This is a genomic window from Salinibacter sp. (genome assembly GCF_036626415.1).
In the GTDB taxonomy this organism is placed as follows: Bacteria; Bacteroidota; Rhodothermia; order Rhodothermales; family Salinibacteraceae; genus Salinibacter.
Genome location: NZ_JAZKRW010000102.1, coordinates 1 through 10,833, shown reverse-complemented (window position 1 = coordinate 10,833; position 10,833 = coordinate 1). Strand labels below are relative to the sequence as shown.

Sequence of the window (10,833 nt, the reverse complement as noted above, 5' to 3'; positions counted from 1 at the left end):
GCGTCGACCATGCCGGCGGCAAGATCCTCGGCGTGGACGAGGCTCAGCGTGCGGGCCGAGCCCCCGCCCACGACGGGGCAGACGTGTCGCTTTACGGCCCGGAAGAAGTCGAGGATGTCGCGGTCGCGGGGGCCGTAGACGGCGGGGGGGCGCACGACGGTGAGGGGGAGGCTCTCCGCGTACGATTCGGGCGTGGTCTCGGGGCGTTCGTGGAGGGCCTCTTCCATCCGCGCCTTGCTCCGGCCGTACATGCTGACGGGGCGGAGCGGTACGTCCTCCGTCGCCACGTCCTGCGCGCAGCGCCCGACGGCCGCGAGGCTGCTCGTCACCAGCACGCGATCCAGGTCCGGTGCGGCGTGCTTCACGGCGCCCAGCAGGTTGAGTGTGGCCTGCACGTTGGCTTCGTAGAATTCGTCTTCGGTCGGCGCCCGTGTCCGCCCAGCCACGTGGTAGACCTCGTCGACCCCATCGAGCGCGTCCCAGAGCACATCCACGTCCGACAGATCGCCGCGCACGGTCGTCACGTCCAGGTCCGACAACCATTTCGGGTCGGTGCGGACGAGACAGCGGATCTCGTCGATGTCGCGGCGCAGGAGTTCTTCGACGAGATGACTCCCGACGAAGCCGGTGCCGCCCGTGACGAAAGCAGTTTTGTCTCTTTCCACGAAGGGATCAGTTAGTTACGGAGGTAGCAATGTTGAGGGTCGAAGCGGGGGTGAGAGGAGAAGGAGGGAGGAGGAGGCTTGGATGAAGAGTCGTGGGGCAAGGAAGACACAACGCTACGGGGTGGTGGGCTGAGGTGTCTTCAAAGGACGGCTTCTGCTTGGGATTCAACTTCTTTTGCCACGTCGAAAATCGAGAACTTATGGACTACCTAACCCAAGTTGCTCCCTAATCGAAAGATGGTCATTTTGAACTCGATTCAGAATCTCTGTAGGCCAATCTGGCCGTTCAAGGGAGATCCCGCATCGGAGTGCGGAATGACACGCAACTTGGGTTACCTATCCGTCGACGCACGGCGGGAATCCTTACGAGAGTGCGCTTGATGTCCCGTCCCGAAGGGTGAAATTCTTTACTCTGTTGGCATATTTCTCGATCCCGTGCTCGATGAGTTTGCCTCGTTTGACAGCAAAAGTACGTTCTATTTAGTTGCGAATAACATTCGCAAGAATCGTATTTCGTCCGCACAATCCGATGTCCGTACGGGTCGTTCTGGCCGATCCATATGCGCTGGTCCGGGCGTCGTTGCAGGCGTTCCTCGACGCGCAGCCCGAAATCGAGGTGGGGGCGACCACCGACGATGGAAATGAGGCTGTACGCTATGGCTGCACGGATACTACGGACGTAGTGCTGCTGGAGGCGCTCCTGTCCGAGCCGACGGGCCTCGACACCGTTGAACGGCTTGCCGAGGTCGACGGTGCACCTCCTGTTTTGGTGGTGAGCCGCTCCGAGCAGCCCTGGCTGGCCGAGCAGATGCTGGAAGCCGGAGCGTCGGGCTACGTGCTGAAGCGGGACGATCCAGACTTGTTGATAAAGGCACTCAACGGGGTGGCGCAGGGACAGGACGGCTGGATCAGTCCCCACATTTCAAGGTCGCTGGTTCCCGACGGAGTGCCTGTTGCCCGGAGCATACGCCAACTGACACCACGCGAGCGCGACGTGCTCCGGCTCGTGGCCGAAGGGCTGCAAAATCCGGAGATTGCCGAGAAGCTCTGCATCAGCACGGGGACGGTGAAAAACCACGTACACCAGATTCTTCAGAAGCTGGGCTTGCCTACGCGCTTGAAGCTGATTGTGTGGGCCCACCGGCACGACCTGAAACGGCTGTTGCCCCCCCCCCTGATGAAATTGGGCGAGAGTAAAATGTATCGATGGGCACACTCAATTTATGACGGTCGATACATGACCGACGGGGGAATCTGCCATATCCATACTGATGAGAATAGTCGTGATCTATCACTCATCAGGAGGTGATAACGCATGATGTCTCCGCGTAGAGTATCCGTTCTTTCGTGGCTTTTCACACTGCTGATCGGGGTACTGCTCATTGGGTGCGACCAGCAGGCACCCGTCGGATCGGACGCTCCCAAGGCGTCTGATCCGAGTCCAGTCCCAACGACTCTTTCGAGTCAAGTTCAAGACAGCATCCAGACGGATCGCCTGAGCGACCTGGGGTTGCCTACTGACCTCAGTCGAGGCGTGTATTCCACAAAGAACGTATCCGTTCCAGACAGTTTAAAAAACAGCGTTCAGAGCCGCGCACCCAGCGGATTCAAGATTCCGAACACCCGCCCGAACGTATCTCTTCAGGAGTCGAACATCGGTGACGATGCAAAGCCGTCACAGAATACTCGACAGAATGCCGCTGACGCCGATACCGTTGGCTTCACTTCAACGGTGGAGAAAGACAGCCCTGTTCCGGTTGTTGAATACACCAATGCCCCGAACTCAGGGTCGTGGTCGTACTACGGAGGGTCCTACATAAATATAGGCTACTACTACACAGGAATGGGATCCTACACAGGGGCTACAAAAAATATCTCGTATATCGATGTAATTGGAACTTCATACGTCGACTTCTTTCCCGTGTTTTCTGGATACGACTATGGATTTGACGCGAGCTTTGCTGGGGTATGGACTTCTGTAGATACTGAGTCGGATACTTGGTACTATCAGGATGGGAATCACTACGTCTACGACGAAGGGGACCAGTACCCAGATGGTTATTATTATGATCAATTCGGGACTGGTGCATTTGAGTATAATTTCTAAATATTCATCACTGGGGTAGGGGGGCGGTTCTCCCCCTTCCCCTCTCCTAGTGACTCATTCCACGAATAGTTCTCCTGTCTGTATGCCATGTGCGTGTCTCCTCGCGCCACAGGTTCTCTTTTATTGTTGTTTCTCTTTCCATCTATCGGTGGACTTCTGACTGGGTGTGACAGCAATGAGCCCCGTCCCCCGGATCCAAAACAAATCAATTGCGAGGGCACTCTTCCAGCGGCGGTGGAGTGGGAGACTCCTCAACATATTCCCATCGATGTGCAGGGCATCGCGAGCCATCCGGACATTGCTGTCAACGATTCGAAGAAATTTGTTGCCATTCACAAGGTGGATACGACCCAACAGTTCGCAGCCCCCAGCGAGATCTATGTTCTCCGCCGGACGGAAGCGGGCTGGAGCGAACCGATCAACGTCTCTCAGAGCGGCACTCCGTCTTCCCGGCCCGTAATTGCAACAGAACCCGGCGGGACCGTGCACCTCGTCTGGGGCGAGCGCCTCCAAGACGCCACCCCGCGCCCCGGCGCGCCTCCCGATGCTGTTTATTATGCCCGCAGCACCGACAATGGGCAAACCTGGTCGGCCCCCGAAGAGGTTTTCGCCTCCCGCAGCGATGCCTTCTTTAGCATGCCCCACAGTCTCGCTTTCGACGCTGACGGCCATCTTCATCTCGTGTTTTCATCTCGGGAGAGTGACAACCGTCCGGCTCAGATCCGCCATTTTGAGCGAATGTCCACAGGGTGGACCGGCGGTCGAACTTCCATTGGGGATCGAGGGGGCGGTAAGGAACCCGACATCGCGATAGGACCAGAGGGCCGGTTCTTGGTTACGTATATCGCGGCCGATACCTCACGCCAGGAGCGGGATCGCAATAGTGTGTTTTTCACCTGGTCGGAAGATGGAGGGGAGACGTGGGAGAAAAGAATACTTGTTCACCGCTCGGGATTTGACGAGCCGGGCTTCTCTCCCACGATCGCCGCAAGCTCCAATGGTCGCATTCAAATCGTGTGGCGGAAAAGCCTGACGGGTGACCTCAAGCCGGAGGCTCTCTTCGGCAGTTGTTCGACCGACGGGGGCGAACGCTGGGCCAAAGCGAAGAATCTTACCCCCTCGATTGCCGGTCAAGGCATTCCCAGCACGCCGGAAGTGGCTGTTGATGAGCGAGGGGCCACAAACGTGACCTTCCAAATGGGCGGGTTTAACACGTCCTCCTTTCCGGCATACCATCTCCGAGGCATTGGGGAGGACTGGACATCCCCTCGAAACCTTTTTGGGACCAGCGGGGCGGCCCAACACGTCGGGCTCACATCAGACGACGACGGCCATCTTCATTTGACCCTTCGGATGATCGACCGTGATCCAGAAGGAGTTTACTACAGCATCGGCACTCCGCAGTAACGCTCAGTAGTTTGGAGGTGATCAGCATGAACCGCACACTTTTCCTTTCCCTCCTCGCCCTCTGTGTACTCCTCACCGCCTGCGATAGCACCGGTCCCGAGTCGACGCCCGAGCCGCACTTCGAACTGACGGCTGGAGCCCCGGTCAACGCCTCCGTCCAAGGACAGGCCACGCTGGGCAACAACCTGTCGTTCGACGAGCAGAACGTCTTTGTGCACCCCATCCAGCCGCTGGACAAGACCGTTACCATCGTCCAGCTCTCCGGGGAATACGAGGAGTCGGTGACCCACGATCTCTCGTTCATGCGACTGGCCGACGGCCCCCTGGAGCCGGGCACCTACGAGGTGGGAATGAACGGTCACTGCGATAGCTCCTGCGGGCCGGGCTTCTTCCCGGACGAGCTCTTTACCGTCAGTTATGGGCGACAGACCGCCGACTCGCTGCACTTCTATCCGCTGAAGGAGGGAACAGTCGCCGTTGAGACGGCCACCGACGAGGTCGTCGAGGGCACCTTTTCACTCGACGCGGCGATGGAGGCCAGCGTGTCCCGGGCTGACATGGAAGCCTTCCGCGATTCGCTACGGGAGGGTCCGCCAAGCGACAGCACTGAATTCCCGCGGCCGCCGGAGCCCACCGTGACGGCCCTGGAGCCGCTCATGACAATTGAGGGCAGCTTCACGGCCACGCCCGGCACGCTGTCCGATGCGGTGACGCGGCCGCAGTGGAGCGTGAGTGGGGACATTTTGGCGCCGTGATCATCCGTTCAGCGAGAGGTCATCCGCTGTTTTCCGAGGAACCACGAGATTCGACGTCTTCCTTCTCTACGAATTTGTACCCGATGCCGTAGACCGTTTGGAGGTACGTGGGGTCGTCCGGTGCGGGCTCAATTTTTTTGCGCAGCGACGCCACGTGGCGGTCGATGGTACGGGTGGTGATGTCGCCACTGATGCCCCACACGTCGCGGAGCAGCTGTTCGCGGCTCACCGTGCGGCCCCGGTGTTTGATAAAGTACTCTAGGATGTCAAACTCCAGGTCGGTAAGCTCAATTGCCTCGCCCTCCTCGGCAACGGTGTCTCCAGAGAAGTGGACGGTCAGGTTCCCGAATGAATACACGTCGCCCGTGTCGGGGAGGGACGACCTGCTTCGGGCAAGCACCGCCTCCACCCGTGCGGCGAGCTCTTCCGTGCCGAACGGCTTGGTCACGTAATCGTCGGCGCCGAGGTCAAACCCCCGGAGCTTGTGCTTGTGCTCATCCTTTACGGTGAGCATGATGACGGGCGAGTCGACCCCGGCCTGGCGGGCCTCGCGCAGGACCTCGAACCCGTCCTTCTCGGGCAACCGCACGTCCAGAAGCACGAGGTCGTAGGGCGGCAGGGTGGTCATTTCTTGAAGGGCATGCTCGCCCTCGGTGACATGATGGACCTCATAGCCGTTTCGGCGGAAGAACGATTCCAGGCTGCTTCCGAGGTCCGGGTCATCTTCGGCAATGAGGAGGCGGGCCTCAGGAGACCCCATCGACGCGTCACCGGGCAGAGACATGACCGTGCCTGCGGGCCATTCGTGAGAACAGGAGAGGAAGCGTTTGTGCTGGAAAAACTACCCTACTGGTGCGTGAACTGCAAGATTCGGGGCATGTGCATCGGAGACGGAAAAGCGAACGGGCTCGCCCGACACACGTACATCAACGCACACGGCCTTTTCCGGAAGTGTATCGCAACGCATGGACGCATCGCCGCTCTTCAACCCCGAGTACCTTCCGATCATTGCCGGGACCCTGATCGGCTTTGCGCTCCTGGCCGCTCTGCTCCTCGTCCCGATCTGGCGGTTTCTCGACCGGGAGCAAGAGGTCGCTGAAGAGTGGACGGCGGAGGCGGTTGAGGAGCGGATTTTGCAACAGAAACAGCCCTCGTCGGGCGAAGCTGAGGCCTCGGACGAGGGGGGCTCCTCCACTGAACAGGGGAGTGCAGTGCGGAGCTCATCTGCGACGTAGCACGATTGCTACCTGGAGCTGCTATCGGGAACTGTCACCCGAACCATCGGGCGGAGGGTCGCCAGGGTCTTCGGACCGATGCCACTGACGCGCTTCAGCTCGTCGACTTGCTGGAAGGGGCGCTGAGTGGTCCGGTACGTCACGATCCGTTCGGACAGGGCCGGGCCAATCCCCGGCAGGGCTTCCAGGGCGCTTGGCGGCGCCGTATTCACGTTGATCGGAGCAGATGCGGACGGACGAGGGTGCTGCGGGGGCCCGGATGAGGGGGGCGTGGAGTCGGGGGGCACCTTGGCCACGAGCGAGTCGACGGCGACCGGAGGGGCCTGCTGCTCCTGAAAGTGGCGCACGGTGAGACCCACCAAAAACAGCACGGTGAGCGTAAGAATCGCGAGTCCCTCCTGGCGGGTGATAGACAGCCGCTGCTGCAGTCGGTAGAGCCAGATCATGACGGTAACCCTGCGGGTCCATCGATCACAACGAACATCCCAGAAGTCAGAAACAAGACACCTCCGAAATCAAAATCTAACGTTCTGTCCCTGCAGGAACCGGTCAACTTGTCCAGACGGCCTCACTCGGACGGCCGGATCTGGTGTTATTGTTGGGTGTAGCAGCCTTGGGACTGGACTCACCACCGCCCGTTGATCATGGCTCAGCGTTCAATCACACGCACGGAAGCAGTCGTCCTGCGAAGCATCGACTATGGAGAAACGAGCCAGATCGTGACCCTCTTTACGCGGGAGAAGGGCAAAATCGGTGTGATGGCGAAGGGGGCGCGGCGTCCCCAAAGCTCCTTTGGGGCCACTCTGCAGCCCATGTCGTACACCCAGGTGGTATTTTACTACAAGCCAACGCGTACTCTGCAGACCCTCAGCGAGAGCAGCCATGTTCAGTCCTTCCATCGTCTCCGCGAACGTCTGCCCACCATCACGGTGGGGCTGCGCATCGTGGAGCTCGTCGACGCCCTCCTGGAGGAGGAAGACGCACAGCCCGCTGCGTTCGCGTTGGTCGTCCGGGCCCTTCATCGACTGAACTACGCGGAGGTGCGGGTGGGCAACCTTTGGCCATTCGTGCAGCTTCAACTGGCGCAGGTGCTGGGGGTGGCGCCGGCTGTCGACCGGGCACGCGTAGAGGCCGTAACGGGCGAGGAGGGGCTTCTGTCGCTGGCGGACGGGGGCGTGTATCCGGCGGACGCAACCCCAGAGCGCCCGAGGCGTGCCTCCCGGCCGGCCCTCCGGGCATATGCCGTCTGCGCCCGTGCCGACCTCGACACGGTGATGCGGCTAAACATGGCGCCGGCGGTACGGCGGGAACTGAACACCCTTGTGCGAGACTTCTTGCGGTACCAGTTCGACGAGGCCTATCCGGACCAAAGCCACTCGGTGATTGCGCAGATCGAAGAGACATGACCCCGTGATGCAGGACAATCACATCCACTACGAACCCCTCCTGCCGTCGCTTTGAGCTTGATGCAGGGCCCATCCCCCGGACGAAGAAACCTGTATCCGTCGGGGTGTGGCCTCCCCACGAGCGAGGCGACGGATACCATAAATCAAGGGTGGTGCGACCAGGGACGTGTGTTTATGACTGGAACGTCAGCCTCGGGCAGCGGCGTCGAGGAACCCCCGCTGATGCAACTGCCCTTCCTGACGGGGCGACTTGACCTTTTCCGGTGTTCTCAATACCCTACTGTGTGGAACATGTGCCCCATTTCCGCGCGCTGACACCCGGAGCTGTGCGCACCGCATTCGTCCACCGAGCGTAATCGCCATTACACCATGGGACGAAAAAAGCTCACCGCCAAGCAGCATGAGTTCCTGCAATTCCTCATTGACCACACCCGAGAGACGGGAGTCTGGCCGACGTACCGGGAGATCATTGATCACTTCGGTTACAGTTCTCCCAACAGTGTCACCCAGAATTTGAAGGCCCTTCACCGGAAGGGGCACCTCACCCGAGACGACCAAGGCTATCACCTCGCCGAGCGCTATCAGGAGCAGGACGAACCTGGCATCCCGGTCAAAGGAATCATTTCGGCGGGCACGCTACAGGAGGCTGTGGAGGCGGACCTGGGGACCATCACGCTGGACATGCTGTTTCCCAACCTCAACCAGATCTTCGCGATCCGGGTGTCCGGGCAGTCCATGCGCGGGGCCAACATCCGCGACGGCGACTACGTGCTGCTCATGGATGAGGACATTCCGGAAGGCGGAATCGGCGCGATATTGTACGATGGGGAGACCTCCCTTAAGCGCGTGTACCACGACGACGGGGGGCTGCGGCTGGAGCCCTGCAATCCCGAATACGACGACATCCACATCCAGCCCGACGTGTTTGAAGAGGTCACCATCCTCGGGCGATACGTCGGGCACGTCAACGACGAGGGCATTCACAAGAAGGGGGGGCGCGGGCCCGCGGCGGTCCACTAGGGGCCCCTGTAGACTTCCGATGGTTCTGGCTTTACGACTTCCATTTCTATGAGCGAACTCCCAAATTGGAGAAACAACCTGCGCCGTGACGGCGGCCACTGGGACGATGGTCGGTGGTACGACATTCACCTGGAGCGCCGCCTCCCACAAGCGGTTCCGATGCTCGAGGAGCTGGCCATGGCCCTCCCGCCCCTGCCGCCGGGCGCGACGGTCTGTGACCTTGCATGTGGCACCGGCAACGCCGCCGCCACGGTGCTCGACGCCTACCCGCAGGTGGAACTCGTGTTGCTCGACGAGGACCCGGACCTGCTGTCCATTGCGCACGAGAAGGTAGGGCAGCTCACCCGCAACGCCGAGCCGCTGCAGGTGGCGGTGCCGTCCGACGGAGCGCCGCTTCCGGGCGGGCCGTACGATCTGGTGGTGGCTTCGCTAGCCCTCCACGCCATCGTGGGGCACGACGTGGATCCGGCGGAGGCAGAGTCGCGCTACGAGCTTCTCTTTCGCAGCGTTCTCGAACCGCTCCGCCCCGGCGGGCACTGCCTCATCGGCGATCACGTCGGCACCCTGCCGCTCTATCCGCAGCTCAAGGCCATGGAGCGCGCCGGCTTTACCGAGGTGGACTGCGCGTGGCGCCAGGACGACTTCTTTGTGGCGGGCGGCCGGAAGAGTCCCTGAGCCACGGCCTGCGCTGCGGCAATGGGCGCTGTGGGGAAGAGGCGGAGCGGGGACGAGGCGGACCACAGATCCGTTGCGCCGAGTCGGCCGTGCAGGGGGCCCAAGAGCTGCGTCGTCGCGCGTCCGGCTATGCTGTTGGCGATCGTTCGTCCAAGATCCCCGCAGCCTGGAGAGAAGAAGGGAAACGGGGGTGCGGTGAAAAGCAGGGTGCACGCCCCGTGTCTGTCAACGCGGGCTGTTTCTAGTCACGCTCGTTTCGGATCCGCTCGTACGTCTTGTCGAGGTCCACGACGGGCTTCGGGTAGTCGGCCCCAAGGACGCAGCCGTAGCGCTTCTGCTGCTCGTGGCTCATGCGATGGGGCTCGTGGACGAACTTGTCGGGCACGTCCTCTAGCGCAGGGAGCCAGTAGCGGACGTACTCGCCGTTCTCGTCGTAGCGCTTCGCTTGCTTTACGATGTTGAAGTAGCGGGCCCGCGGGTCATTGCCCACGCGGGAGTTGTAGGCCCAGTTGCCCCAGTTGGAGGCCACGTCGTAGTCCACGAGGCGCGACTCGAAGTAGGCCGCCCCCATCCGCCAGTCCAGCTTGAGGCTCTGGGAGAGCATGCTGGCCACGTTCTGGCGCCCCCGGTTCGACATGTACCCGGTCCGGTTGAGCTCCCGCATGTTGGCGTCGACGAACGGGATGCCGGTGGTGCCGGTGGCCCAGCGCTCGAACGACTCGTCGTGGTATTTCCAGTCAATGTCGTTGCCGATGATGCCGCCGGGGCGGAAGAGGCGGTCGCCGGCCTTCCAGGTCACGTAGCTGAAGAAGTCGCGCCAGATGAGCTCAAACTTCATCCAGTACGTCGACTTGTTGTCGACCCGCTGCTTCTCGTAGCGCTCCACCTCCTCGTGGATCTGCCGGGGGGTGATGCAGCCGTGGGCGAGCCAGGCGCTGAACTTCGCGGAGTAGTTGGCGCCGAGCAGGCCGTTGCGCGTGGCCTTGTACTTCTTCAAGAAGTCTCCGCGCCAGATGTACTCGTCGATGCGGTCGAGCCCTCGAGTCTCCCCGCCCCGAAAGGGAAGCACGCCCCGCTCGTCGACGCTCCCGTCGTCCTCGAAGCCGAGTTCGTCGAGCGTAGGAACCGCCCCCGGATCGACGTCTTCGGGGAGGGGCAGCAGCGAGTCCGGCGCGTCCAGGGTGGGCCGGACCGTGCTCTTCTTCTCGACGGCCTTCCGGAAGTTGGTGTAGACCTTCGGAATGTCGTCGGGGCCGTCGAAGGGGACGTCGTCGACGTGGTAGAGCGTCTTCCCCCAGAAGAAGCCGGGCGTGGCGTCGGTCTCCCTGAGGGCGTCCTCCACCGCCCTCTCTACCTGTTCTTCCTCACCCCCAATTTCCTGGAATTGCAGGACCTCCTCGGCGTTTGTCTGCCGCACCAGCCCCGGAAGAATGTCTTCGGGGCGTCCGTGGCGGACCACGAGGTCGGCCCCGAGGTCCTGGAACGAGTCCCGGAGGTCCTGTACGCCTTCGCGGAGGAAGCGGGCCCGGATGGCGCTCATCTTCGGCAGGTCGAACATGGTCG

At 61.4% G+C, this 10,833-nt stretch carries 12 protein-coding genes; 8 read left to right on the top strand and 4 right to left on the bottom strand.

Going from position 1 to position 10,833, the window contains the following annotated elements; all coding sequences use genetic code 11:
• On the bottom strand, window positions 1-665 hold a 665-nt coding region (locus V5A20_RS10820), incomplete at its 3' end, for an NAD-dependent epimerase/dehydratase family protein (protein WP_332327319.1).
• 529 nt (window positions 666-1,194) lie between these two features.
• Here V5A20_RS10820 and V5A20_RS10815 point away from each other — a divergent pair.
• From V5A20_RS10815 to V5A20_RS10800, 4 genes are all read left to right on the top strand, one after another.
• Window positions 1,195-1,974: a response regulator transcription factor gene (locus V5A20_RS10815; RefSeq protein WP_332327318.1), complete on the top strand. Its 780-nt coding sequence runs from the start codon at window positions 1,195-1,197 to the stop codon at window positions 1,972-1,974.
• Between the two features lie 225 nt (window positions 1,975-2,199).
• On the top strand, window positions 2,200-2,772 hold the full coding sequence (locus V5A20_RS10810) for a hypothetical protein (protein WP_332314672.1): 573 nt from the start codon (window positions 2,200-2,202) through the stop codon (window positions 2,770-2,772).
• An 87-nt stretch (window positions 2,773-2,859) separates the two neighbouring features.
• On the top strand, window positions 2,860-4,179 hold the full coding sequence (locus V5A20_RS10805) for a sialidase family protein (RefSeq protein WP_332314673.1): 1,320 nt from the start codon (window positions 2,860-2,862) through the stop codon (window positions 4,177-4,179).
• A gap of 26 nt (window positions 4,180-4,205) precedes the next feature.
• Entirely contained in the window at window positions 4,206-4,934 is a 729-nt protein-coding gene (locus tag V5A20_RS10800) for a hypothetical protein (protein WP_332314674.1), read from the top strand.
• A 19-nt stretch (window positions 4,935-4,953) separates the two neighbouring features.
• Here V5A20_RS10800 and V5A20_RS10795 read toward each other — a convergent pair whose 3' ends face one another.
• Window positions 4,954-5,718, bottom strand: coding sequence for a response regulator transcription factor (locus V5A20_RS10795; protein ID WP_332327317.1), 765 nt, complete (start codon window positions 5,716-5,718; stop codon window positions 4,954-4,956).
• 181 nt (window positions 5,719-5,899) lie between these two features.
• Here V5A20_RS10795 and V5A20_RS10790 point away from each other — a divergent pair, with 181 nt between their 5' ends.
• Window positions 5,900-6,169: a hypothetical protein gene (locus tag V5A20_RS10790; protein WP_332316922.1), complete on the top strand. Its 270-nt coding sequence runs from the start codon at window positions 5,900-5,902 to the stop codon at window positions 6,167-6,169.
• Between the two features lie 8 nt (window positions 6,170-6,177).
• Here the strand turns inward: V5A20_RS10790 and V5A20_RS10785 are convergent, their stop codons facing one another.
• Entirely contained in the window at window positions 6,178-6,615 is a 438-nt protein-coding gene (locus V5A20_RS10785; protein ID WP_332316921.1) for a ComEA family DNA-binding protein, read from the bottom strand.
• Between the two features lie 198 nt (window positions 6,616-6,813).
• On the opposite strand from V5A20_RS10785, the gene recO reads away from it, so the two are divergent.
• The 3 genes from recO (at window position 6,814) to V5A20_RS10770 (ending at window position 9,270) form a co-directional block, all read left to right on the top strand.
• Window positions 6,814-7,575 (top strand): DNA repair protein RecO, encoded by a 762-nt coding sequence (gene recO / locus V5A20_RS10780; protein ID WP_332316920.1) that lies wholly within the window; start codon window positions 6,814-6,816, stop codon window positions 7,573-7,575.
• A gap of 369 nt (window positions 7,576-7,944) precedes the next feature.
• Window positions 7,945-8,595 (top strand): transcriptional repressor LexA, encoded by a 651-nt coding sequence (lexA, locus tag V5A20_RS10775; RefSeq protein WP_332316919.1) that lies wholly within the window; start codon window positions 7,945-7,947, stop codon window positions 8,593-8,595.
• 48 nt (window positions 8,596-8,643) lie between these two features.
• Window positions 8,644-9,270 (top strand): class I SAM-dependent methyltransferase, encoded by a 627-nt coding sequence (locus V5A20_RS10770; RefSeq protein ID WP_332316918.1) that lies wholly within the window; start codon window positions 8,644-8,646, stop codon window positions 9,268-9,270.
• A gap of 241 nt (window positions 9,271-9,511) precedes the next feature.
• Here the strand turns inward: V5A20_RS10770 and V5A20_RS10765 are convergent.
• The coding region (locus tag V5A20_RS10765; RefSeq protein WP_332327316.1) for a DASH family cryptochrome at window positions 9,512-10,833 on the bottom strand (1,322 nt) is incomplete at its 5' end.

What these genes read in the sequence shown, in the direction of transcription:
- V5A20_RS10815 (WP_332327318.1), top strand. Translation starts at nt 1,195, where the DNA reads ATGTCCGTACGGGTCGTTCTGGCCGATCCATATGCGCTGGTCCGGGCG.
- V5A20_RS10805 (WP_332314673.1), top strand. Translation starts at nt 2,860, where the DNA reads ATGTGCGTGTCTCCTCGCGCCACAGGTTCTCTTTTATTGTTGTTTCTC.
- V5A20_RS10800 (WP_332314674.1), top strand. Translation starts at nt 4,206, where the DNA reads ATGAACCGCACACTTTTCCTTTCCCTCCTCGCCCTCTGTGTACTCCTC.
- V5A20_RS10795 (WP_332327317.1), bottom strand. Translation starts at nt 5,718, where the DNA reads ATGTCTCTGCCCGGTGACGCGTCGATGGGGTCTCCTGAGGCCCGCCTC.
- V5A20_RS10790 (WP_332316922.1), top strand. Translation starts at nt 5,900, where the DNA reads ATGGACGCATCGCCGCTCTTCAACCCCGAGTACCTTCCGATCATTGCC.
- V5A20_RS10785 (WP_332316921.1), bottom strand. Translation starts at nt 6,615, where the DNA reads ATGATCTGGCTCTACCGACTGCAGCAGCGGCTGTCTATCACCCGCCAG.
- recO (WP_332316920.1), top strand. Translation starts at nt 6,814, where the DNA reads ATGGCTCAGCGTTCAATCACACGCACGGAAGCAGTCGTCCTGCGAAGC.
- lexA (WP_332316919.1), top strand. Translation starts at nt 7,945, where the DNA reads ATGGGACGAAAAAAGCTCACCGCCAAGCAGCATGAGTTCCTGCAATTC.
- V5A20_RS10770 (WP_332316918.1), top strand. Translation starts at nt 8,644, where the DNA reads ATGAGCGAACTCCCAAATTGGAGAAACAACCTGCGCCGTGACGGCGGC.